Origin of the sequence: Flavobacterium sp. UBA2787 (assembly GCA_002352205.1) — a bacterium.
In the GTDB taxonomy this organism is placed as follows: Bacteria; Bacteroidota; Bacteroidia; order Flavobacteriales; family Flavobacteriaceae; genus Flavobacterium.
In genome coordinates this window covers 136,999-160,532 of record DEHZ01000015.1, presented here as the reverse complement: position 1 = coordinate 160,532, position 23,534 = coordinate 136,999, and the positions used below count along the sequence as shown (strand labels likewise).

The following is a 23,534-nucleotide window of genomic DNA, read 5'->3' as shown; positions in this document are numbered from 1 at the left end:
TCTCAAACTAAAAAAGCGACCAAGGGAAGCTCTTTTTAGGTTGAAGAAAATGGTGTTTTTTGTGAGGACTTGCAGCGAATAGCCCGTGACACGCCCAAATTACAAATTTGAAAGCTATGATTACCTCACAATCATCACCTTCTTCACCGTAGTATCCAACGCATCATCGGTAGAAATAAAAATCATATAGACTCCGGAGGCTACTTTGTATTTTCCGAAGGCGGTGGTGTCCCACTCAATGGTGCCGCCCTCGGAGATTTCTTCGTAAACGAGGTTTCCTTCGATGTCGGTGACTTTTACGTTGGCTTTGCTAGTGAGACCTGATATTTTTACGGTGCCGTCAAAACCGGGACGAACCGGATTGGGATATACATACACGTCTTGCAGGTTATTGTTAGGTTTGGTGGAGGTTCCTTTGAACGACACCATTCCTTTGGAAGTGGCAATAAAAACCTCGCCTGTGGTTCCGTTTATTTCGATGTCGTTGATTACGTTGCTTGGCAAAGGTGAATTGGCCGAAGTAAAACGCTGTAAAGTTTGCTGACCATTTGGCGAAAACTGAAACACGCCTGCATCTGCTGTTCCGATCCATTTGTTGTTGGCACCATCTACGGCGATATCGGTAATAAATTGTCCGAACAAAAGTTCTTGAGCCAAACCATCATCTAAAATAATAATGGAATTGGTTGTGAGTTCTTCTTCATTTAAAAATCTATCTACCGAAGGCAATACTCTCAATCCTCTTCGGGTGCCAATCCATAATTGATTTCTGTTGTCTATAACAGCACATTGTACAGCTGATGAGGGTAAATTACCATCGTTTTGACCTTCGGTAATTTTTATTAATCGGTTGCTGAAGTTTTCATTGAAGGCTATTAAACCTTCGTCCAATGTACAAAGCCATTTGGTGTTATTTTTATCGATAGACATTCTGGAGTTACTTGTAAATCCGCCTAAAACATCACTGACATCATAGGATTGCCATTGCCCATTTGCTCTTAATACCTTGAGCATATTAGCAATTAAACCGTTTGAAACCCAAAGATTACCTTCTTTGTCAAATGCTGTTTGTTCAATTCGAATATCTACATAATTTGGGTTTCCTGCAAGAACTAAAGACTGCAGACCACTGTTAGTTGTATTATAGAGTGTTGTAGCCACGTCATCTTCCAACTTTAATAAACCGGAAAAATAGGAACTTGCATAGACAATGTTTTCATTGGTTGGACTAACGGTTATTCGAACAATCGATTTGGCTCCTAATAATTCTTCATACGGAATGTTAAGCCATTCTTCTTGTGCCAATTTGCTAATGCCATATTCATCTAACGGATACGGATTATTGAATTGCGAATAATCGCCATACGTTGCCCACAATGTTCCGGAAGGCGTAACGGTTATTGAAAAAATATTGTTTCTGTTTGGCCCTTGCGGAAGTAAAACTTCAAAAGTTGATGGATTAGTTATTGATGTTTCGATTACACCATTTTCAAACGTACCAATATAAATTGAGTCTCCGATGATTGTTGCCGATGTAAAATTTGAGGTTAAATCCGGTATCGATGTGCTTTGAATAACCGCAATCTGACTAAACGACTCGTTCATTACCACAACTCGAGTGGCGGTGGTTGCAATAAGTTTATCTCCCCTACTTCGTAAATCAAGAAAGGATTGACCTACGTTTAAAACGGCCGAAGGACTCGTTCCGATGAATCTATAGATTATATTGTTTGAATTTATAGCGACGAGTTGGTCATTAAATGTGACAATTCCTTTCCAAAACCCGGCATCAAATGTTTGCCAAGCTTCAAAATTAACCAAGTTAGGATTTGATAGCGGTGCGTAACGAATTCCGTGATTTAACGTTACGGCATAAATTTCTTCATTTAAAACAGTAGTTTCCAATACTTCTGCTTGGGCTCCGGTTGGACTTATATAAAATGTGTCTCCGAATGTAAAATCGGTAAGTTTGAATTCAACTAACGCAAAATCAGTGGAAATATACAATTTTGAATTGTGCTCGTAGATATGATTGATTTTCTTTTTGTTAGGAGGAATTCCTCCCGCTTGATCACGAATTCCAACTAATAAAGTGATTTCTTCAGTGGCTTCGTTGATCATAATTAACAATCCATTATCGTGACCAACAAACGTTCTATTGAACTGCTGACTATGATAAATGGTTGAAATGGTTTCTCCCGTAAGACCATCAACAGTATTAAATGTTTTTATTTCGCTTGTTGAACGATTTTTAGAGAACAAAGCTGTTTCGCAAGCTGCAAATAATCGGTTTTCAGATTCCGACAAATCGCGTACTTCGTTGTAGGAGAAGTAGCCTTCCCATAAAAGATTTTGTGAAATGCTTACAAATGGAAACATTAACAATACTATAATCCAAAACAAATTCTTCATTAGCAATTCAAATTGACACACAAATATAAGTAAAACGAAAGAATCCCTCTTTTAATATTTTGGGAATAAAAAAAGCTGTCATTTTCAGACAGCTTTTGATTTTATTTTATGGATGTGAAAATTATACCACTCCTTGACCTAACATTGCATCGGCTACTTTTACGAATCCGGCAACGTTTGCCCCTTTTACATAATCCACATAACCTTTACCATCAGAACCATATTTTACACATGATTCGTGAATGTTAGCCATGATTGATTTTAATTTTTCATCTACTTCTTCTGATGTCCAACTTAAACGCAAAGAGTTTTGCGACATTTCTAGACCAGACGTTGCTACACCACCTGCATTTGATGCTTTTCCTGGTGCGAATAATATTTTTGCTTTTAAGAATGCTTCAACAGCTTCTGGTGTAGAAGGCATATTTGCACCTTCAGATACACAAATACATCCGTTAGCAATTAATGCTTTTGCCTCTTCTTCGTTTAACTCGTTTTGAGTGGCACATGGTAATGCGATATCACATTTAACTTCCCAAGGACGTTTTCCTTCAACAAATTTTGCATTAGGATATTTTTTCACGTACTCGCTAATTCTTGCTCTCAATTCATTTTTAATGTGCATTACGTGAGCTAATTTCTCAGCATCAATTCCATCTGCATCATAAATATATCCTGAAGAATCTGATAATGTAACTACTTTTCCGCCTAATTCAGTTGCTTTTTCGGTAGCATATTGTGCTACGTTTCCAGAACCTGAAACAGTTACAATTTTTCCTGAAAAGCTATCTCCTTTAGTTTTCAACATACTTTGAGCAAAATAAACGTTTCCGTAACCTGTTGCTTCCGGACGAATTAACGAACCTCCGAATGAAATTCCTTTTCCGGTTAAAACGCCGGTAAATTCATTTCTTAGTCTTTTATATTGACCGAACATATAACCTACTTCTCTACCACCAACACCAATGTCTCCTGCAGGAACGTCGGTATCTGCACCAATGTGTTTTGACAATTCAGTCATGAAACTTTGGCAAAAACGCATGATTTCAATATCTGATTTTCCTTTTGGATCAAAGTCGGAACCACCTTTTCCGCCACCCATTGGTAACGTAGTTAAGCTATTTTTGAATGTTTGCTCAAAAGCTAAAAACTTCAAAATACTTAAATTTACAGAAGGATGAAAACGAATTCCTCCTTTGTATGGACCAATTGCAGAGTTCATTTGAATTCTGTATCCGCGATTAACTTGCGTTCTTCCGGCATCGTCAATCCACGTTACGCGAAAAATAATTACACGTTCCGCTTCAACCATACGCTCTAAAAGCATTTGGTTTTGGTATTTTTTATTTTGCTCAATAAAAGGAATAACCGTTTCGGCAACTTCCTTTACAGCCTGTAAAAATTCAGGTTCATTTGGATTTTTTTTAGCTACAGCTTCAACAAAAGAGTGAATACTTTCTGTCATGATTATTAGTTTAATAACGTTTATGAAAACGTTTTCGTTTGTTGCGACAAATATACATTTTATTAAAATATCGGTATAATTTTTTTTATATTCTCAGTAGATTTATTTTTTTGTTAAGAAATCAGGATAAAATCAGCATTAAATCACAACATTTAAAACAAATTTTAGTTTTTTTCGTATATATACAAGTATTTTTTCATTTTATTTTACAAGTGAAGTATGTTTTTATATATTTGTCGAGAATTGTCATTTAAAATATACGCAAATGCCCAAATATCTTATAATTACCTTATTACTATTATTTGGTTTTAACAATACTGTTAAAGCACAGTTTGGTTTTTCGCATGAAGTTGGTGCGATTGTGGGTCCGGTTGCTTTTCAATCCGATTATGGTGTGAGGGGCGATGGCGAAACGAACTTTGGAAATACAGGTTTTGGTATCGGAATAATTCACTACATGAATTTTTCTTACCGAGCTGACTGTAATTGTTATGCAACGCCTACTTATTTTAATGACCACTTTAAAGTAAGAAGTGAACTTTCTTATAATAAAACCAATCTTCAACATTACGGAAAATGGGTTGATGAGAGTAGAACTTCAGTTTTTGCTCAGCAATTAAGAGCAATGAAAGGAAGTACTGCTGTGACTAACATTGGGATGCAGTTAGAATATTTCCCATTGAGTATCAGAGAATTTTCTGCTACGCCCGGAAAACTTGCTCCTTTTGTGAGTTTGGGTGCTCAATTCAGTTATTACAAACCTGAAGCCTATTCTGAATTAGGTCCGGGTCTTGGAGAATTATTAGAAGTTACTCCGGTAAAATATATCGACGGTGTTACCAACGAAGCTGGAACGGTTTGGTCTGTTGTTGCAAGTGTTGGAACAAGATATAAACTAACTGTACTTTCCGATTTAATGATTGATTTACGTTGGCAGTATTATTTCTCTAACTGGGTGGATGGTTTAAATCCGAATCCGGATGTCTATAAAGAAAACAAAGCTAACGACTGGTTAGTTTGGTTAAATGTTGGTTATATTTATTATTTAGATTAATATAGACCTACTTTTAGTCTGTATTTAAATAATTTAGTTTTCTCAAATTTAAATGCTATTTCAAGAATAGCAATTGTTGCAACTAAGTGTGTCTGATGTATGTCAAATTAAATTGATTTATGGACGATTCAATTTATTATGCTTTTGTTTTTGTTATACTAATTACATTTGCTTACATTATTAATAGTTTTCAAGAAATAATTTTATTATTGAGAGCAAAGCCATTAAATAATAGAAAAGTTATAGTTCATATCATATTTCTCTTTATTGCAATATCATTCCTTATCTATACTATTTTTAGATTAATTAAATTGTAATGAAAAATCCCGTCAACTTTTTGCTGACGGGATTTTTGTTTTTATCTGAAAGCCTGTTCAATATCGGCCAATAAATCATCAATATCTTCTACTCCAACACTCAAACGAACCAAATCGTCTGAAATTCCGATTTCTTTGCGTTTTTCCTCCGGAATTGAAGCGTGTGTCATCAAAGCCGGGTGATTAGCCAACGACTCAACACCACCTAATGATTCTGCTAAAGTGAATACTTTTAGTTTTTCTAAGAAAGCAATAGAATCTGCTTTTTTACCTGATTTAAATGTAAAAGAAACCATTCCGCCAAAACCGCCAATCATTTGTTTTTTGGCAATTTCATGAAAAGGGTGATCCGGTAAACCTGGATAATAAACTTTATCTACTTCTGGATGATTACTTAAAAATTCGGCTACTTTTATTCCGTTTTCACAATGTCTTTGCACTCTAAGGTGCAGGGTTTTGATTCCTCTCAATACCATATAACTGTCTTGCGGCCCTAAAGTTCCTCCTGTTGCAAATTGTGCAAAGTGTAATCTCTCACCTAATGCAGCATCTTTTACAATCAAGGCACCAGCAATAACATCCGAATGGCCTCCTAAATATTTGGTTGCAGAATGCATAACAATATCCGCACCTAAATCCAATGGTTTTTGAAGATAAGGTGTGGCAAAAGTATTATCAACTGCAAAAAGGATTTTCTTTTCGTTTGTAATTTTAGCGATAGCTGCAATATCAGCCAATTTCATCAACGGATTTGTCGGCGTTTCAACCCAAACTAATTTTGTATTGGCATTAATTAAAGATTGAAATTTCTCCAAATTATTCATATCAACAAAATGGAATTTGATACCAAAATCTTGATAAATACGAGAGAACATTCGGTACGTTCCGCCGTATAAATCATCCATTGCAATAACTTCGTCACCGGGTTTTAACAATTTTAAAACTGAATCTGTTGCTGCCAAACCGGAAGCAAAGGCTAAACCACGAACACCATTTTCAATACTTGCCAATGCATCTTCCAATGCTTGACGGGTTGGATTGGCCGCTCTACTATATTCATAATGATTAATGGGAACACCCGGACTTTTTTGTGCAAAAGTAGACGTGTTATAAACCGGAGGCATTACTGCTCCTGTGCTTGGGTCATGGTGTTGGCCACCATGTATAACTTTTGTGTTGAACTTCATAATTTATTTGTTTATGCAAAGATAAGAAGTTGGATTTTATAAATTTTCTAACTTATTGCTAAAGATTCGATAAATTAATCAGAAGTGGAACTAATTACAATTCAAATACTCACAAAAATCTGTACTTTTGCATCATGGAAACAAATAGACAAAAAAAAATAGGAAGCGTTTTACAAAATGATTTAGTTGATATTTTGCAAGGCGAAGTGCGTAAAAACGGAATTTCAAATTTGATTATTTCTGTTTCAAAAGTTTCTGTTACAACCGATTTATCGGTGGCAAAAGTATATTTAAGTGTTTTTCCAACTGAAAAGGGTCCGGAAATTTTAGCAGCAATTAAATCGAATACACCTTTGATTAAGCATGATTTGTCACAACGAGTAAAACTTCAATTGCGAAAAGTACCTAACTTAACTTTCTATATTGATGATTCATTGGATTATATCGAAAAAATAGACAAAGCTCTAACAGGCGATGTAAATCCGATTGAAAACCCTGATCTTTTAGAAAAAAGAAAGAAATCTTAAAGTGAAATTTCCGCTTTACATAGCCAAACGTTACTTATTTAGTGGTAGTAAAAACACTGCCATAAACATTATTACACTCATCGCATCGGTGGGGATAATTGTAGGTACCATGGCTTTGTTTGTGGTTATGTCGGTTTTTAGTGGATTGAAAGATTTTAGTTTGTCTTTTTCAAACGACTTTGATCCCGATTTAAAGGCTGTTGCCAAAACCGGAAAAACCATTTTGATCAGTCCTCAACAAGAAACCGAAATTAGTAAACTCGAAGGTGTTGCTCACTATAGCAAAATCATTGAAGAAAGAGCACTTTTTACCTTTAACGGAAAAGACTTATTGGCCAACATTAAAGGAGTTGATAAAAATTTTAATCAAGTAAATCAAGTTGAAAAAACCATTTTTCAAGGACAATGGATTGAAGAAGATTCTGAACAAGTAGTCGTTGGACACGGTATAAGTCAGAAACTTTCCATGGGATTATTTGATTTGGTTAATGTGTTTGAAACCTTTGTTCCAAAACCCGGAAAAGGCACGATTGATTCGCCAGATGGAGCTTTTAACCGCTCTGTTTTGGTTCCGGTGGGTTTTTATTTTATTAATGAAGATCTGAATCAAAAATATGTTTTTGCTGATTTATCCATCGTACAGGAATTGTTAGCTTACAAACCCAATCAAATTTCAGGAATCGAATTAAAACTCAAGCCCAATGCCGATGAATCGAATGTTATTTCTTCATTGGAGAAAATTCTAGAAAACAATGTCGTCATCAAAAACAGAGCTCAACTAAATGAATCGCTCTATAAAATGTTGAATACCGAAAATTTAGTTTTATATCTTATTTTTTCGTTGGTAATCACGGTCACGCTTTTTACATTAGTCGGGGCTTTGATTATGATTATTATCGAAAAAAAATCAAATTTAAAAACCTTGTTCAATTTAGGTTCTGATATCGAAGATTTGAGAAAAATTTTCCTTTATCAAGGATTTCTAATTTGCTTTTTGGGATGTTTGATTGGTTTGGTATTGGGAATTATTGTTACGCTTCTTCAGCAACAATTTGGTTTTATAATGATAAATGAAAGCATGGCCTATCCGGTTCGATTTTCATTTACAAATGTATTTATTGTAATTGCTACGATTGCCGTTTTAGGATTTCTTGCCTCATGGATTGCCAGCAGCCGTGTCAATAAAAAATTGTTAGAATAGTCTCCGTTTTATAAAATAATTTATATTTGTACTTCAACTATAAGACTATGATTGTTTTTTTTAGTCCTTATTTCGTATAAAGACACCTCTCTTCGTTTTTAAAATCTTCTTGACAGCTCTGTCGAAGGATTATTTTATTCACTAAATCTTTATCTAAAAATGACTGAAAATAAACACTCAAAAGGTATGCTTTCCCGGATCTTTTCTACTATAAAAATGGCCTTAAAAGGCGAAGCCGATTTTGATTATACTTCCGGAAAAATAAAAACCGCCGTCATTCTACTCGCCATTCCGATGGTATTAGAAATGATGATGGAATCGGTTTTTGCTTTAGTCGATTTGTACTTTGTGGGTCACTTGGAAAACAGCAGTTTTGCCGTTCAAACCGTTGGATTAACCGAATCGGTTCTGACTATAATTTATTCATTAGCCATCGGAATCAGCATGGCAGCCACAGCGGTTGTTGCCCGAAGAATTGGAGAAAAAGACCCGGTTGCTGCGGCAAAAGCGGGTATGCAAGCAATACTAATTGCCGTTGCAGTAAACACCATTCTAAGTATTTTCGGAATCATTTATGCTACCGATATTTTGATTTGGATGGGTTCTTCACAAGAATCAGCGATTTACGGAACTTCATTTGTTCAAATTATGATGGGAGGAAGCGTTTCCATTATGTTACTTTTCCTAATCAACGGAATTTTTCGTGGTGCCGGAAATGCCGCCATTGCAATGAAAAGTTTGATGTTGGCGAATGGTTGTAATATTATTTTAGATCCAATTTTGATTAACGGTTGGGGACCTATTCCGGCTTATGGATTAACCGGAGCTGCTATTGCGACTACAATTGGAAGAAGTATTGGTGTAATCTATCAACTATATCATCTTTTCAACGGAAAAGGCGTTATCAAAATGATGGTCGCTTACATTACGCCTGATTTTGATCAGATAAAAGCGTTAGTTAAAATTGCTGCTCCCGGAGTTTTACAATTCGTAATTGCTTCGTGCAGTTGGATTTTTATGGCAAACCTTGTTGCAACAACCGGAGGAGATGTTGGTTCAGCCGGTTATCAAACCGCACTTAGAATTATGATGTTTTTCATTCTTCCCGCTTGGGGATTGAGCAGTGCTGCTGCGACTTTGGTGGGTCAGAATTTAGGAGCAAAACAAATTGAACGTGCCGAAAAATCGGTGATGGTTACCGCAAAATACAATGTTATTTTTATGGCCATCATTATGATTGTCACGTTAACTGCCGCCCGACCAATTATTACTTTGTTTACGAATGACAAAGCGGTTTTGGATATTGCCGTGGAAGCGATTCAAATTATGAGTTTAGGCTATGTTTTCTATGGAATAGGGATGGTGCTTATCAATGCATTTAATGGAGCAGGAGATACGTGGACACCAACAAAAATTAACTTCTTCGGGTTTTGGTTGTTCCAAATTCCGTTGGCTTATTTTTTAGCGAAGTATTTAAAAATGGGTCCAACAGGCGTTTTTATGGCAGTTCCTATTGCGGAAACTTGTATTACCATTGCTGGTTACATTTTGTATAAAAAAGGGAAGTGGAAGAAAATGGTGGTGTAGCTAAAATTTAATAACCATATAAGTCATGTAAGCTTTTCTTATATGACTTATATGGTAAATTTAAACCGTCTGATAATTAGCATACACTTCAGCAATCTCTTCAAAAACATCCATTAAAGCCATTGCTCCATCGGTGGTGACTAATTTTTGTTTGTATTCTTTAAATCCGTGAATGCCTTTGAAATAATTGGTGTAATGGCGACGCATTTCAAAAATTCCAACTCGTTCGCCTTTCCAATCCATTGACCAAATTAGGTGATTTCGGGCGGCTTCGATGCGGTCTTTCATTGTTGGTTCGGGTAAATGTTCGCCGGTTCTGAAATAATGTTTGATTTCGTTAAAAATCCACGGATAACCAATGGCAGCACGGCCAATCATCATTCCATCAAGACCATATTTATTTTTGTATTCTAATGCTTTTTCGGGTGAATCGATGTCACCGTTTCCAAAGATAGGCATTGTAATTCTGGGATTATTTTTTACTCGAGCAATATGCGACCAATCAGAATGACCTTTATACATTTGAGCACGAGTTCGGGCGTGAACAGTTAAGGCTTGCACGCCAATGTCTTGTAAACGTTCCGCCACTTCATCAATGTTGATGGAATTTTCATCCCAACCCAAGCGGGTTTTTACTGTTACCGGAAGATTGGTTCCTTTGATGACGGCTTTAGTCAATCGAACCATTAAATCAACATCTTTTAAAACGCCCGCACCGGCACCTTTACACACGACTTTTTTAACCGGACAACCGAAATTAATATCAACTAAATCGGGTTGAACAGTATCCACAATTTTGGCGGACATTTCCATCGCTTCTTCGTCACCACCAAAAATTTGAATACCCACCGGACGTTCGTAATCAAAAATATCGAGTTTCATTTTGCTTTTCATCGCATCACGAATCAATCCTTCGGACGAAATAAATTCAGAATACATCAAATCGGCTCCGTGCAATTTGCACAAGCGACGAAACGGCGGATCACTCACATCTTCCATAGGTGCAAGAAGTAAGGGAAAGTCGGGCAAGATGATGTTTCCGATTGTTGGCATTGATTTTTTTTTTGCAAAGATAGGGAAACGGGTGGGGTTTGCAAAACAAGCTATGTCTAAACCTGACAGGTTTTCGAAACCTGTCAGGTTTAACCTCTTTAAAATCCAAAACTTTGCTTTATATTTGCACACAATTCGCTAAGGAGCAGGGTTTGCGTTAGGGATGGGAGCGGCATCCTTTTGTGGAGCTTGCGGAACAAAAGATATAGCGGACAGCCCGACCCTTGGGGAACGCCCAAAAAATTTGAATTAAACGAAGATGAAGAACATACGAAATTTTTGCATTATTGCTCACATTGACCACGGAAAAAGTACGCTGGCCGACCGATTATTGGGGGCTACGCAAACGGTGACGGCTCGTGAGGAAAAGGCTCAGTTGCTGGATAATATGGATTTGGAGCGTGAACGTGGGATTACGATTAAGAGTCACGCGATTCAAATGGAATATACGTACAAAGGCGAAAAATATATTTTGAATTTGATTGATACGCCGGGACACGTTGATTTTTCGTATGAAGTTTCGCGATCCATTGCCGCTTGTGAAGGGGCTTTGTTGATTGTAGATGCGGCACAAAGTATTCAGGCTCAAACGATTTCCAATTTATATTTGGCTTTAGAAAACGACTTGGAAATTATTCCGGTGTTAAATAAAGTGGATTTGCCAAGTGCCAATCCGGAGGAAGTGAGCGACGATATTATTGATTTATTAGGTTGCAAATTAGAGGATATTATTCACGCTTCGGGTAAAACCGGTTTTGGTGTAGAAAATATTTTGGCTGCGATTATTGAAAAAATTCCCGCTCCAAAAGGAAATGTTGATGAACCGTTGCAGGCGTTGATTTTTGACTCGCATTACAATCCGTTTCGTGGTATTGAAGTAATTTTCCGAGTGAAAAACGGGGAAATTAAAAAAGGTCAGAAGATTAAATTCATGGCAACCGGAAACGAATATTTTGCGGATGAAGTTGGGACGTTGAAATTAAATCAAGTTCCTAAAAACGTGATTTCAACCGGTGATGTAGGCTATTTGATTTCGGGTATTAAAGAAGCAAAAGAAGTAAAAGTAGGTGATACATTGACCGATGCCAAAAACCCTACCACCAATATGATTACAGGTTTTGAGGATGTAAAACCAATGGTTTTTGCCGGAATTTATCCTGTTGACACAGAAGATTATGAAGATTTGAGAGCTTCGATGGAAAAATTACAACTAAACGATGCGTCATTGGTTTTTGTTCCTGAAAGTTCAGCTGCTTTAGGTTTTGGTTTCCGTTGTGGGTTTTTAGGAATGTTGCATTTAGAAATCATTCAGGAACGCTTGGAACGTGAATATGATATGACTGTGATTACAACAGTTCCGAACGTTTCCTATCATGCTTTTACCAAAAAAGAACCGGATACAATTTTGATTGTAAATAATCCGTCTGACTTACCTGAACCGTCTAAATTAGATCGTGTAGAAGAACCGTATATTAAAGCCACCATCATTACCAAATCAGAGTTTGTGGGTAATGTAATGAGTTTGTGTATTGAAAAACGTGGTGTGATTACTAATCAAACCTATTTAACTACGGAAAGAGTTGAATTGAATTTTGATATGCCGTTGGCCGAAATTGTATTTGATTTTTATGATCGTTTGAAAACGGTTTCCAAAGGATATGCTTCGTTTGACTACTCGCCTATTGGGATGAGAACGTCAAAATTAGTGAAATTAGATGTGTTGTTAAATGCTCAATCGGTCGATGCTTTGTCGGCTTTGATTCACGAAGATAATGCGTATAACATTGGTAAGAAAATGTGCGAAAAACTGCGTGAATTGATTCCGAGACAACAGTTTGATATTCCGATTCAAGCGGCCATTGGTGCAAAAATCATTGCTCGTGAAACGATAAAAGCGTTACGAAAAGACGTTACCGCCAAATGTTACGGTGGAGATATTTCCCGTAAAAGAAAACTGTTGGAAAAACAGAAAAAAGGTAAGAAGAGAATGCGTCAAGTGGGGAATGTTGAGATTCCGCAAGAGGCGTTTATGGCGGTGTTGAAGTTGAATGATTAGTAGAGACGCTGAGTGGCTGAGATGCTGAGTAGCTGAGAAATATTGAGAACCCAATGACGAGAGTTGTTGGGTTTTTCATTAGCCCACGGTTTCAACCGTGGGATGAGAATTGTTTTTCCCCACCGATGAAACCGTGGGTTAAGTTAAAATTTCTATATTTGACAAACGCCTTTTATGCACGACGAATCTCCCAAACGCTTTGATCGAATTGTTGCCATTCTCATCCAATTGCAATCCAAAAAGATTGTGAAAGCACACGAATTGGCCACTCGTTTTGAGGTGAGTTTGCGAACCATTTACCGCGACATTCGAACGCTGGAAGCTTCAGGAGTGCCAATTTACAGCGAAGCCGGTTTGGGTTATTCTTTGTTAGAAGGTTATCGATTGCCTCCAGTTATGTTTACTCGAGAAGAAGCCGAAAGTTTCATAGCTGCCGAAAAACTAATGGAAAAATTCTCCGACAAAGAAATCGGGAATCAATATGCTTCGGCGATGTTTAAGTTGAAAGCTGTGTTGAAAAGTGCCGACAAAGATTGGGTTTCTACCATCGAATCGAATGTGGTAATGCAACCGTTAGAAAAAACTTTCCCCAAACAAGCTCCGCACGCATTGGCTTTTATTTTCAGAAGTATTGCGGACAAAACACAATTGATTTTGGATTATCAAGCATTTGAAGCCGATGAAAATACCGCCAGAACCATCGAACCGGTAGGTGTTTTTCACGATCACAACAATTGGTATGTGCTGGGTTATTGCCATTTGCGGAAAGATTACCGCCAATTTAGAACCGACCGCATTCACAACATTCAAAAAACGGAAATCGCTTTCACGAAAGAACACGAAGCGTTGGAGTTTTATTTGAATAAAGACAAAGAAGAATATCCCACCACCAAAGTCATTATTTCAATTGAAAAGAAAATGGCAAAATACCTTTCCGGCGAACGGAAATACCACGGTTTTGTCTCCGAAAAAGTAGTTGGAAATAGGGTAGAAATGACTTTTTTATGCAAAGACATTGAAGATGGTTTCCCTAGATTTTTTATGATGTTTGGCGATTTTGCTACGATTCTTGAGCCGGAACGATTAAAAGTAAGGGTATTGGAGTTGATGGAAACTATTAAAATGAAGATTTTGAAATGACTTTTTTTTTGAACCATTAAGACATTAAGAAAACAACTTAATGATTCTTAACACCTTAATGGTTTAAAAATTTGAATGTTAGAAAACCTATCTCTCCCAGAAAAAAGGCGGTTCAATTCCTAAAGCTCTCAAATACACATATCCTTGTCCACGATGATGAATTTCGTTATCAATAAAATAAAGGATATTATGAATAATCGGGAATTCATATTGGCCAAAAAGATTAAAAGTCTTATCGAAATCTTCTACGGGTAACAAACTCCAATAGTGATTAATTTCTTCTGTGGCTTTGTCCCATTTTGCTAAGTAGTCGGCTTTGGTTTTTCCATTATTGGTGTTTTCGTCAAACGGTTTCACTTCGCGATTTACGATGCCTTTCATGGCTGGAGCTCCAATGGCTAACAATTCGGAAATCAATTCGGCAAACGTTCGCATGCCGCCAACAGAAAATTCAAAAAAGTCTTTTTCAGGGAAGGCTTCAATCACTCTTCGGGTTAATGAACGGTGACCTTGCCAATGTTTTAACAAATCTTCTTTACTGATTACTTGGGCTGTTGTTGTCATAATTTTTTATTATTTAATGATTAATACAGCAAAGTTATTGGCAGAAAGTGACAACAGTTTGTCAGTAGGATTTGCAATTTTTTTATTTTAACATATAAATTTTAAACCTTGTACTTCACTTTAGCTTAAGCCCAGCTAATTCTCAAAATCCCACGGTTGAAACCGTGGGCTGTGTAGATTTCCTAAAATCTTCCTACCTTTGCACTTCATAAAAACACTATGTTAGAAGAAAAATCACCACAACGCACTTCCATCGCTCAATTGGGCGAATTCGGCTTAATCGATCACTTAACCAAGCATTTCGACATAAATCAACCTTCCACCCTTAAAGGAATTGGCGACGATGCTGCAGTCTTAGATTTCAAGGATAAAAAAGCAGTCGTTTCTACCGATTTATTAGTCGAAGGCGTGCATTTTGATTTAGCCTATATGCCATTAAAGCATCTGGGCTACAAAGCCGTGGTTGCCAACGTTTCCGACATTTGTGCGATGAATGCAAAACCCACACAAATCACAGTCTCCATTGCAGTTTCCAACCGATTTCCGCTCGAAGCGTTAGAAGAACTATTTGCCGGAATCACTCACGCTTCCAAAGAATATAATGTGGATGTTATTGGTGGCGACACCACTTCGTCTCAAAAAGGCTTAATCATTTCCATCACTGCTTTGGGCGAAGCAAATGCAGAAGATATTGTGTACAGAAACGGTGCCAAAGAGAACGATTTGCTCGTAGTTACCGGCGATATCGGTGCGGCCTATATGGGTTTGCAAGTTTTAGAACGCGAAAAACAAGTATTCCAAGTGAATCCCAACAACCAACCGGATTTAGACAATTATACATACCTAATCGAACGTCAACTAAAACCCGAAGCTAGAAAAGACATCAAAGACTTACTCGAAAAACTCGAAGTAAAACCCACCTCGATGATTGATATTTCCGACGGATTATCCTCTGAAGTGATGCATCTCTGCAAGCAATCCAACGTTGGTTGCACGATTTACGAAGAAAAATTACCCTTAGATCCGCAACTAATTTCGGTGTGCGAAGAATTTAACATCGACAGCACAACAGTAGCCATCAACGGAGGTGAAGATTACGAATTGTTATTCACCATCGCAATCGAAGATTATGATAAGATCAAAGCTAATCCAAACCTCACCGTGATTGGCCATATGAATAAAGAAACCGAGGGCAAACATTTAGTCACCCGAGCCAATCAAAAAATAGAACTTAAAGCCAGAGGCTGGAATGCGTTAGAAGAATAAGTTGGGCGTGCCCCTCCGCAAGCTCCGGGTCGGGCTATTCGCTGCAAGTCCTCGTTCGTCGTGCCTCCTCTCTGTGGGCTTTCCGCTGCTATCCCTCACGCAGTTTAGTGCTATCAATGAAGTTGTAGGAGATTCAAATTAATCAATGGCAAGCTCATAAAACCAAAAAAAGCGATACAGTAAGTGTATCGCTTTTTTCGGTTTTAACTTTTTTAAGTAGCTGTTTTTGGTTGAATCAGATCTTTCGTTGGGGCAAAAGGGTGGTATTTCTTTTTCGATGTTGGCTACTTAGAACGTTCTCGGGTCAATATTTTTAATTATGAATAACTAACTCTTTATTGATGATGTAAAGATATATCGGTTACTTTGAAATCTAAATACGGGTTCACTCACAATGTGTTACGGGTTTCTTCTTTTTTTGGTGTGGTTTCCCGTAATTTTTTTTTCGCTGATTTACTTCTTTACAGTCAGCTTTGTCAAAGTTTAAAACTTTGACAAAGCTTTACACTCTTAACCCTACACCTCCTACTACATTGGCAACTTACTTAAAACAAAAAAAGCGTTGCATTGGGGTGCATCGCTTTTTCTAGTGTTTAACTTTTTAAGTAGCTGTTTTTGGTTGAATCAGATCTTTCGTTGGGGCAAAAGGGTGGTATTTCTTTTTCGATGATGGCTACTTAGAACGTTCTTGGGTCAATATTTTTAATTATGAAAATTACTTCGTTATTGATGATGTAAAGATATATCGGTCGGTTTAAATTCTAAATACGGGTTCACTCAGAATGTGTTACGGCTTTCTGCCTTTTTTGTTGTGGTTTCCCGTAATGAAATTTTGCCTCTAATCACTTTAAACAAAAAAGCGATAGTTTGGGGCCTATCGCTTTTAATTTTTTTTTTTTTGAGTGTCCGATTAGTAGGTTAAGTCTTGGGGACTTACAAAAGGGTGGTATTTTTTCGGTTTACTCTTTTTCCATTCCTAGGTTGCTCAGAAACTTCAGTATGCTAACTAACTCGATGTAAAAGTAATTTGATTTTCAGAGAATTAGTTACGGTTTACCACAAATCTTGTTGCGGTTTCCTACCAATTTTAGTACGGTTTATTGTAATAAAAAAGGGTTGACTAAATCAACCCTTTGTTTTTTGCTTCCGTAATCAGTTCAATATCGCTACTTCCTTTAACGCCAAGAATCTCTTTAAGGTTAAGCTTTCGTTTCTCAATTGCACTCAATGAGAGTGGCACATAACTGGGAATATCTTTGGTTTTAATTCCTTTAGACAAATGATATAAAATCTGTTTGTCAAACTCATCTACTTGTAAATTTTCATATTGCGATTGGCTCACAAACTTCACAACGGTTTGACTGTAGTAATTATCGTTATTTAAAATTTTATTAAACGCATTCAGTAATTCATCAAAGGTTAAATCGTTTTTAATAATTAATCCGTTTGGATTTATTTCTTTAATGATGGTGTTTATTTTGATTAATTCGGTATGCATTGTGAGTAAAATAATTTTGCAGTCCGGCATTAGTTTACGAAGTAATTTAGCCAAATCTTCGCCAGACATTATGTTTTTTTCTTCATACGGTGGCATACTGATGTCTAAAAACGCAATATCAAATGCTTGTGTTGCCGTAGTAATTGTTTCATACGCCATCTTGCAATTGTTCGCTTGCGTTGTAGTGTATTCAAATGAATTTGCACTGTAGCTTTTTAGAGCGTTTTTATAAGCCTCGATGATAAATGGGTGATCATCAACAATAACGATTTGGTAGTTTTTTGACATGATTTAGTTGTTGGTTGTATTTTAGTTGAAAAATAACATTCAAATATAAAAAAGAAAAAACACTTTTGATAAATTCAAAAGTGTTTGTTTTAAAAAATTATTTTTTAAATGGCAAATCAATTGTAATAGTTGTTCCATTTCCTGGTTTTGATTTTATCTCAAAAGTTCCTTTGCACGTTGACACTCTCGAAGAAATATTTTGCAAGCCAATTCCTTTGCTCTTTTTAGAAACTTCAAAACCAATTCCGTCATCTAATATGGAAACGTGAAGATTATCAGCATCTTTTAGTAAGTTAACTGAAACATTCTTAGCCTTAGCATATTTATTAATGTTTTGTAATGACTCTTGAATTATTCGATAAATATTAATTTTTAAATCGTTATCCACCTTATCCCATTTTATGGCTTGGTCAATGGTATATTTAAAATCGGTGTTTTCTGATAGATTTTTTTGCTCTTCAAACAGATTGGTTAAAATCGCTACAAAATTATTGATTAACGCAAATTTTTCACGACTCAATTCGTGCGAAATTTCACGAATATCCTGTTCAATGAATTTAAGTTCCGAGATGTAGTGATCTCTTCCGGCAATGGCCAATTCATCTCCTTTTTTGTTTAAACTGTCCAGATTAAGTCTTGCTCCGAATAAACGCCCTAAAACACCATCGTGTAATTCTTGACCAATGCGTTGTTTTTCTTTGATAACGACCTCATCTAACTTTTTCTGCTGACTTAACATGAGGCTATAGATTTCCTCATTGGCTTTTTGCTGTTCTTCTCGCAATCGAAAGAATTTATTTCTGCTTCGCTGGTCACGAATAATATAAAGTAATACTACGATAAAAACAGCCAATAATGCAAAAAGAATAATGTTTCGGTTTTGGACGGCCAATTGCTCTTTTTGCCTTTTGAACTCATCGGTTTCATATTCTATACGGGCAAATTTTTCGGAAACTTGACGTTCTCCTTGGAATAAACTGTCTGTTAATTTAACATACTCTTTCGAATATAAACTTTGATTCTCAGGCTCAACATTGTTTAATTGATCAATAGCCGAAAGTTGCAGATTAATTATATTAGTCTGTTTTGCCATTTTATAGGCTTCCTGAGCGAAATACTTTGCACTATCTAAAACACCTTTCTTTTCATAATATTCAGATAAATTTATTCTACTATTTACAATTTCTGGAACAAGTTGCAATTCTTCACGTATCTTTAAGGATTGATAAAAATCGTTGGGTAAATCAGAAAAATCACCCAATCTTAATTTAGCTTTTGCTTTATTGTCTAAAATTGTCGCATACAAACCAGGGTACTCTTGTAATAAATCTGGTTCTTGTATGGCTTGATTAAAATAAGATAATGCTTCTCTGTAATTACTCGTTTTTAAATTAATCCAACCTAAATTGTTTAATGAAACGGCCATTGTTTGGTATGACCCAAAATTCACTAATTGCTCTTCACTGGCAATTCTATATGCTTTTTGGAAATATTCTTTCGCTTTTTCATAGTCTTTTATATCCAAACAAGTAATTCCTAAAATATTATAGGCCTCATATTCTAAAAGTTTATTGTTCTCTAAGCGAATATAGGTTAATGCTAAAACGGCAGATTTTTCACTACCCAAGTAATCTCTAACCTTATGTTTAGCAGTAGCCATTTTAACATGCATACGACCAATACCAATATTGTCTTTTATTCCAAAATAAATTTTTTCTGCTTGTTGAAAATTTATGACCGCACTATCCATCACGACATTATCGGAATAATATTCTCCTAAATAAGTGTAAGCTCTTGCAAGATAAAAAGAATCTTTAGCTTGAATAGCTTCATCAATGAGTTCTAAAACTGTATTTTTAAATTCTTGTTTTTTTCCGATGTTATCATAAATAAAAGCAACATAAATTTTATTTTTAAAATAAACTGAATCTCTTGGAAGTGTTTTAATCAAATCCTGAGCTTTATTTAGTGATTGGATTACTTCATTCTCCGGCAATTCAAAATTATGTGCATTTTGAATATAAAGTTGAATACTGTCTTGTATCGCACTGTTACTTTCTTTATTCGAAGAAATATTATCACAGGCAAACGCAACAATTAGAAAAATAATAAAAACAAAAAATCTTTTCAATACTTCTGATATTTACATCAAAAATATTAAAAAGATTTGTATAATGTTAAAAATAATTACTTTAAGAAAGAAATTATTTTCTATTTCCTAATTATTGAATAACTAAAGCTCTTTTTCCACCTGTTACAGCAGATCCATCTCCATTCTCAGACATTTGGATAACCAAAGCTCTTTTTCCTCCTGTTACAGCTGACCCATCTCCATTTTCAGATGTAGAATTTACTGATAAATCAGATGAAGATACAGAAGCAAACATAAAAAGTCCTAATAATGCGAATAAAGTTTTCATAATGTTGTGATATTAAGTTATAAGTTGAATTTCGTTTTAGTTGAGTGAACGCTTGATACTATTTTTGTTATCATGTAAATGTATCACGTGGACACAATCATTCACGGTGTAAAAGTATAGTGCTTATCTGCTACAGCCAACAAAATCAGGGTGTTAATGGTGGATTGTGTTCGTTTGGTTGTAGAATAACCTAAAATCTTGGTAGAATAACTTTTTTTAGATGTCTTTGAATTCTAACCCTGCTAATTGGGCTATAATTTGCTCTACATTGTCTTTGTAGCTCTTGGAAAACGGGAGTTGTGTTTTCGAATTTTTAATGTAGCAAACCGTGTTTCCGGTATGAATTCGAGAAACATAGTTTTTATTCACAATATAACTATTGTGTATTCTGAAGAAGTAGGAAGGAAGATTTTCTTCAAAATATTTTAAGGTTTTAAATGCAGTAATGACTTCTCCATTGTTTAATGTAATATCGGTAGAATTGTTATCGGCTTTCAAAAAAGCAATTTCATCTAACTCTAAGAATCGATAATCGCCATACGATTTTATGCAAATTAAATTGCGGTGCACTTCATCATTTGAAACACTCGTTTTTGGAGAATCAAATGTGATGTTTTTAATTTCGGTAAGAATAGGTTCTAAATCTATTGTTGTATTTTCCTTTGGAAGAGATTCTTCTATTGTTGAAATTATTTGTGAAGTAATCGATTCCGAATCAAATGCCGGCTTATGTTGATTTGCCATTTCCAAAATAGCCTCTTTCAAACCGGACAGCTCTGTTTTTAAAAGCGTAATCAATTCTTCATTCACCGCATTAACTTGAACAGGTTCAGGCTGAATCGGAATTAACTCTCTTGCTAAATTATCTTTTTCTTGAACTTCAGGATTTGGCTCAACAATTTTGAATTCCGCAATTTTTCGTGGTTCAGGATTTAAACGAATAACCGGAGTGTCATTATTTTTTTCAAAACGCAATAACGCTTTGCGTACATCTGCTTCAGCAAAAGGTTTTACTAAAAAATCTAACACATCATATTTAACCGCTTCAAACGCTTTGCTTGTATCGTGCGAAATAGCAATAATTTTGGGAATCTTCTTTAAAAAACGATGCAATTCATTAATAATCAACAAAGAAAGATTAGAAGAAGAGGAAAGCGGATTGATCTCTAAAAAAACAAAATCCGGCTGGTACTCTAAAATGGCATTCAAACCGTCCTCATAATTTGTCGCAGTAGCCATAAGCTGAAAATTTGAAAACCCTTCCATTACGGACTGGATTTTCAAAATGCTTTTGCTATCATCGTCAAGAATGAGGTAAGAGTGCATCATAAACCTACAAAATCTTTTGAATACAAAAATCAGGAAACAACTCCTGGTCTTGCTTTTTTTAAATAATTTGATTTGTAGGTTCTCTGTGCAAAAAGATTGGGGCGTTTTACACGGTTAAATTTCTAAATTACAGGCTTTCAGCATTTCAACCTAAACCCATAACTATCAACAAACTTAAGTTAAAAAACACGGCTAAAAAAGCATATTACAAGGCTTTCGATAACACGCAAAAATTTCCGTTAAAAAACTTGTATTATTTAAAATCTTATCGTAATATTGCGATATGGGAATAACAAAAACAACAGGCTTCTCTCAAGAGACCAACGAAATGGCCGAAATCCTTAAAGCAATAGGGCATCCGGCTCGCATTGCTATCATAAAATTATTGAGCAACATGCCTTCTTGTGTGTGCGGAGAAATTGTAGAAGTGCTTCCTTTAGCTCAATCTACTGTTTCAAGACACTTAGCGGAACTTAAAAAAGTAAACTTAATCAAAGGAAACATTAGCGGAAACAACATATGTTACTGTTTGAATCAAGAAACTTGGAAAAAAGTAAAAGCTTTTATCAAAACAATTAGTAAACCCGATGGTAGTCCGTTTGACTGCTGTTAAAAAACCAAATAATTATGAACTGGTCAGAATTTAAAAATCAATTAGTGCAACACCCGGATTTGCATTTGCAATTTCAATTTGGTGAAAATCAATTTGTGCACCCTTCTTTTCATATTACAGAAATAAAACAAAACGCTATCACTTCGGTTGATTGTGGTGGAAAAATGAATGCTTGGACAGAAATTATTCTGCAACTTTGGGAGCCTTCTCAAAAGGAAACTCCTCGTTCGATGAAAGCATCAAAAGCATTACAAATTATTGATGTGGTTGAAAAATCACTGCCTTTAAATCCAAATGTAACCGTTAAAATTGAGTTTGGAAATGATACGTTTGACACGAGACAAATGCATCCACAAGATTTTCAATTTTCTGAAGATGAAATCATTGTCAATTTAATTGCTGACAAAACACAATGCAAAGCAATAGACCGTGGCGAAACCTGTGGCACTCCGAAACAAAAAGTAAAATTATCCGAAATTACAGCAGGATGTTGTACTCCGGAATCAGGCTGTTGTTAATTTACAGACGATGAAGAAACTATCATTTTTAGATTCATACTTAACATTGTGGATTTTTATTGCAATGTTTATTGGTGTCAGTTTAGGTTATTATATTCCATCTGTAGCAGAAAATATAAACGGAATGAGTTCAGGAACAACCAACATTCCTATTGCCATTGGGTTGATTTTGATGATGTATCCGCCATTAGCCAAAGTAGATTACAAATTATTACCGAAAGTATTTAAAAACACCAAAATTTTATCGATTTCTTTACTACTAAATTGGATAATTGGTCCGTTTTTGATGTTTTTCTTAGCAATCATTTTTCTAAAAGATCATCCGGAATATATGATTGGATTAATTCTTATAGGATTAGCTCGTTGCATTGCGATGGTTTTGGTTTGGAATGATTTAGCCGAAGGAAGCAAAGAATACGGAGCAGGATTAGTGGCTTTAAACAGTGTTTTTCAAGTGTTTTTCTACAGTTTTTATGCTTGGATATTCATTACGATACTTCCACCCTATTTTGGTTTTGAAGGAGCGATAGTCGATATTTCAATTGCCACTATTGCTGAAAGTGTAGCTATTTATTTAGGTTTGCCTTTTTTATTAGGGTTTTTAAGCCGAATCATATTAGTGAAGTTTAAAGGAGAAGAATGGTATAACACGAAATTCATCCCAACCATATCACCCATCACGTTAATCGCTTTGTTAGCCACAATTGTGGTCATGTTTAGTTTAAAAGGCGAATTAATTGTCACAATTCCGCTTGATATTGTATTGATTGCCATTCCGATGCTCATTTATTTTGCCATTATGTTCATCATTGGCTTCTTTGTAACGAAGTCGGTTGGAGCTCCCTATGATCAAAATGCGGCGGTTTCATTTACAGCGGCCGGAAACAATTTTGAATTAGCGATTGCAGTTGCCATTGCCGTTTTCGGATTGAATAGCGGACAAGCCTTTACGGGTGTCATTGGCCCTCTTGTGGAAGTACCTGCATTGATTTTGCTGGTAAGAGTATCTTTTTGGTTAAAACACAAATACTACAAATAA

19 protein-coding genes are annotated in these 23,534 nt (G+C 35.8%); 10 read left to right on the top strand and 9 right to left on the bottom strand.

Annotation, left to right across the window (positions count from 1 at the left end; all coding sequences use genetic code 11):
• Positions 1 to 120: 120 nt before the first annotated feature.
• Both B4N66_RS13835 and gdhA read right to left on the bottom strand, forming a co-directional pair.
• Entirely contained in the window at positions 121 to 2,412 is a 2,292-nt protein-coding gene (locus B4N66_RS13835; RefSeq protein WP_291095476.1) for a two-component regulator propeller domain-containing protein, read from the bottom strand.
• A 121-nt stretch (positions 2,413 to 2,533) separates the two neighbouring features.
• Positions 2,534 to 3,877 (bottom strand): NADP-specific glutamate dehydrogenase, encoded by a 1,344-nt coding sequence (gene gdhA, locus B4N66_RS13830; RefSeq protein ID WP_291095474.1) that lies wholly within the window; start codon positions 3,875 to 3,877, stop codon positions 2,534 to 2,536.
• 265 nt (positions 3,878 to 4,142) lie between these two features.
• On the opposite strand from gdhA, the gene B4N66_RS13825 reads away from it, so the two are divergent.
• Complete coding sequence (locus B4N66_RS13825) at positions 4,143 to 4,931, top strand: THC0290_0291 family protein (protein WP_291095472.1); 789 nt, start codon at positions 4,143 to 4,145, stop codon at positions 4,929 to 4,931.
• Positions 4,932 to 5,289: 358 nt separating this feature from the next.
• Here B4N66_RS13825 and B4N66_RS13820 read toward each other — a convergent pair whose 3' ends face one another.
• Positions 5,290 to 6,435 (bottom strand): cystathionine gamma-synthase, encoded by a 1,146-nt coding sequence (locus B4N66_RS13820; RefSeq protein ID WP_291095470.1) that lies wholly within the window; start codon positions 6,433 to 6,435, stop codon positions 5,290 to 5,292.
• Between the two features lie 134 nt (positions 6,436 to 6,569).
• On the opposite strand from B4N66_RS13820, the gene rbfA reads away from it, so the two are divergent.
• The 3 genes from rbfA to B4N66_RS13805 all read left to right on the top strand — a co-directional run bounded on the left by rbfA (position 6,570) and on the right by B4N66_RS13805 (position 9,750).
• The gene (rbfA, locus tag B4N66_RS13815) at positions 6,570 to 6,962 is read left to right on the top strand and encodes a 30S ribosome-binding factor RbfA (RefSeq protein ID WP_248436057.1); all 393 of its coding nucleotides are present in this window, start codon (positions 6,570 to 6,572) and stop codon (positions 6,960 to 6,962) included.
• A gap of 1 nt (position 6,963) precedes the next feature.
• A complete protein-coding gene (locus tag B4N66_RS13810; RefSeq protein ID WP_291095468.1) occupies positions 6,964 to 8,163 on the top strand; it encodes an ABC transporter permease in 1,200 nt (399 codons plus the stop codon).
• A 159-nt stretch (positions 8,164 to 8,322) separates the two neighbouring features.
• Positions 8,323 to 9,750, top strand: a complete 1,428-nt coding sequence (locus B4N66_RS13805; protein ID WP_291095467.1) for an MATE family efflux transporter — start codon at positions 8,323 to 8,325, stop codon at positions 9,748 to 9,750.
• Positions 9,751 to 9,810: 60 nt separating this feature from the next.
• On the opposite strand, the gene dusB is transcribed toward B4N66_RS13805, so the two are convergent.
• Entirely contained in the window at positions 9,811 to 10,803 is a 993-nt protein-coding gene (dusB, locus tag B4N66_RS13800) for a tRNA dihydrouridine synthase DusB (protein WP_291095465.1), read from the bottom strand.
• Between the two features lie 259 nt (positions 10,804 to 11,062).
• On the opposite strand from dusB, the gene lepA reads away from it, so the two are divergent.
• Positions 11,063 to 12,859: a translation elongation factor 4 gene (gene lepA, locus B4N66_RS13795; RefSeq protein WP_188361368.1), complete on the top strand. Its 1,797-nt coding sequence runs from the start codon at positions 11,063 to 11,065 to the stop codon at positions 12,857 to 12,859.
• Positions 12,860 to 13,033: 174 nt separating this feature from the next.
• Positions 13,034 to 13,999 (top strand): helix-turn-helix transcriptional regulator, encoded by a 966-nt coding sequence (locus B4N66_RS13790; RefSeq protein WP_291095463.1) that lies wholly within the window; start codon positions 13,034 to 13,036, stop codon positions 13,997 to 13,999.
• An 87-nt stretch (positions 14,000 to 14,086) separates the two neighbouring features.
• On the opposite strand, the gene B4N66_RS13785 is transcribed toward B4N66_RS13790, so the two are convergent.
• The gene (locus B4N66_RS13785; protein ID WP_291095461.1) at positions 14,087 to 14,563 is read right to left on the bottom strand and encodes a DinB family protein; all 477 of its coding nucleotides are present in this window, start codon (positions 14,561 to 14,563) and stop codon (positions 14,087 to 14,089) included.
• 219 nt (positions 14,564 to 14,782) lie between these two features.
• Between B4N66_RS13785 and thiL the strand changes: the two genes are divergently transcribed.
• Entirely contained in the window at positions 14,783 to 15,829 is a 1,047-nt protein-coding gene (gene thiL / locus B4N66_RS13780; RefSeq protein WP_291095459.1) for a thiamine-phosphate kinase, read from the top strand.
• 1,120 nt (positions 15,830 to 16,949) lie between these two features.
• Here the strand turns inward: thiL and B4N66_RS13775 are convergent.
• The 4 genes from B4N66_RS13775 to B4N66_RS13760 all read right to left on the bottom strand — a co-directional run bounded on the left by B4N66_RS13775 (position 16,950) and on the right by B4N66_RS13760 (position 21,364).
• Positions 16,950 to 17,615, bottom strand: a complete 666-nt coding sequence (locus tag B4N66_RS13775; protein ID WP_291095457.1) for a response regulator transcription factor — start codon at positions 17,613 to 17,615, stop codon at positions 16,950 to 16,952.
• A 97-nt stretch (positions 17,616 to 17,712) separates the two neighbouring features.
• Positions 17,713 to 19,746, bottom strand: a complete 2,034-nt coding sequence (locus B4N66_RS13770) for a tetratricopeptide repeat-containing sensor histidine kinase (RefSeq protein ID WP_291095455.1) — start codon at positions 19,744 to 19,746, stop codon at positions 17,713 to 17,715.
• Between the two features lie 91 nt (positions 19,747 to 19,837).
• Entirely contained in the window at positions 19,838 to 20,035 is a 198-nt protein-coding gene (locus B4N66_RS13765; protein WP_291095453.1) for a hypothetical protein, read from the bottom strand.
• 216 nt (positions 20,036 to 20,251) lie between these two features.
• Entirely contained in the window at positions 20,252 to 21,364 is a 1,113-nt protein-coding gene (locus B4N66_RS13760) for a LytR/AlgR family response regulator transcription factor (protein WP_291095452.1), read from the bottom strand.
• A gap of 283 nt (positions 21,365 to 21,647) precedes the next feature.
• Between B4N66_RS13760 and B4N66_RS13755 the strand changes: the two genes are divergently transcribed.
• The 3 genes from B4N66_RS13755 to arsB are packed head-to-tail and all read left to right on the top strand — an operon-like array spanning position 21,648 to position 23,534.
• A complete protein-coding gene (locus B4N66_RS13755) occupies positions 21,648 to 21,977 on the top strand; it encodes an ArsR/SmtB family transcription factor (RefSeq protein WP_291095450.1) in 330 nt (109 codons plus the stop codon).
• A gap of 14 nt (positions 21,978 to 21,991) precedes the next feature.
• The gene (locus B4N66_RS13750; RefSeq protein WP_291095448.1) at positions 21,992 to 22,495 is read left to right on the top strand and encodes a DUF6428 family protein; all 504 of its coding nucleotides are present in this window, start codon (positions 21,992 to 21,994) and stop codon (positions 22,493 to 22,495) included.
• Between the two features lie 10 nt (positions 22,496 to 22,505).
• Positions 22,506 to 23,534 carry an ACR3 family arsenite efflux transporter gene (gene arsB, locus B4N66_RS13745; protein ID WP_291095447.1) on the top strand — a complete coding sequence of 343 codons (1,029 nt, stop codon included), beginning with the start codon at positions 22,506 to 22,508 and terminating at the stop codon, positions 23,532 to 23,534.

Excerpts from the sequence above, each read along its gene's own strand:
- B4N66_RS13825 (WP_291095472.1), top strand. The coding sequence starts at position 4,143 with ATGCCCAAATATCTTATAATTACCTTATTACTATTATTTGGTTTTAAC.
- B4N66_RS13805 (WP_291095467.1), top strand. The coding sequence starts at position 8,323 with ATGACTGAAAATAAACACTCAAAAGGTATGCTTTCCCGGATCTTTTCT.
- arsB (WP_291095447.1), top strand. The coding sequence starts at position 22,506 with ATGAAGAAACTATCATTTTTAGATTCATACTTAACATTGTGGATTTTT.
- B4N66_RS13775 (WP_291095457.1), bottom strand. The coding sequence starts at position 17,615 with ATGTCAAAAAACTACCAAATCGTTATTGTTGATGATCACCCATTTATC.
- lepA (WP_188361368.1), top strand. The coding sequence starts at position 11,063 with ATGAAGAACATACGAAATTTTTGCATTATTGCTCACATTGACCACGGA.
- B4N66_RS13765 (WP_291095453.1), bottom strand. The coding sequence starts at position 20,035 with ATGAAAACTTTATTCGCATTATTAGGACTTTTTATGTTTGCTTCTGTA.
- dusB (WP_291095465.1), bottom strand. The coding sequence starts at position 10,803 with ATGCCAACAATCGGAAACATCATCTTGCCCGACTTTCCCTTACTTCTT.
- thiL (WP_291095459.1), top strand. The coding sequence starts at position 14,783 with ATGTTAGAAGAAAAATCACCACAACGCACTTCCATCGCTCAATTGGGC.
- rbfA (WP_248436057.1), top strand. The coding sequence starts at position 6,570 with ATGGAAACAAATAGACAAAAAAAAATAGGAAGCGTTTTACAAAATGAT.
- B4N66_RS13755 (WP_291095450.1), top strand. The coding sequence starts at position 21,648 with ATGGGAATAACAAAAACAACAGGCTTCTCTCAAGAGACCAACGAAATG.
- B4N66_RS13835 (WP_291095476.1), bottom strand. The coding sequence starts at position 2,412 with ATGAAGAATTTGTTTTGGATTATAGTATTGTTAATGTTTCCATTTGTA.
- B4N66_RS13820 (WP_291095470.1), bottom strand. The coding sequence starts at position 6,435 with ATGAAGTTCAACACAAAAGTTATACATGGTGGCCAACACCATGACCCA.
- B4N66_RS13750 (WP_291095448.1), top strand. The coding sequence starts at position 21,992 with ATGAACTGGTCAGAATTTAAAAATCAATTAGTGCAACACCCGGATTTG.
- B4N66_RS13790 (WP_291095463.1), top strand. The coding sequence starts at position 13,034 with ATGCACGACGAATCTCCCAAACGCTTTGATCGAATTGTTGCCATTCTC.
- B4N66_RS13785 (WP_291095461.1), bottom strand. The coding sequence starts at position 14,563 with ATGACAACAACAGCCCAAGTAATCAGTAAAGAAGATTTGTTAAAACAT.
- gdhA (WP_291095474.1), bottom strand. The coding sequence starts at position 3,877 with ATGACAGAAAGTATTCACTCTTTTGTTGAAGCTGTAGCTAAAAAAAAT.
- B4N66_RS13760 (WP_291095452.1), bottom strand. The coding sequence starts at position 21,364 with ATGATGCACTCTTACCTCATTCTTGACGATGATAGCAAAAGCATTTTG.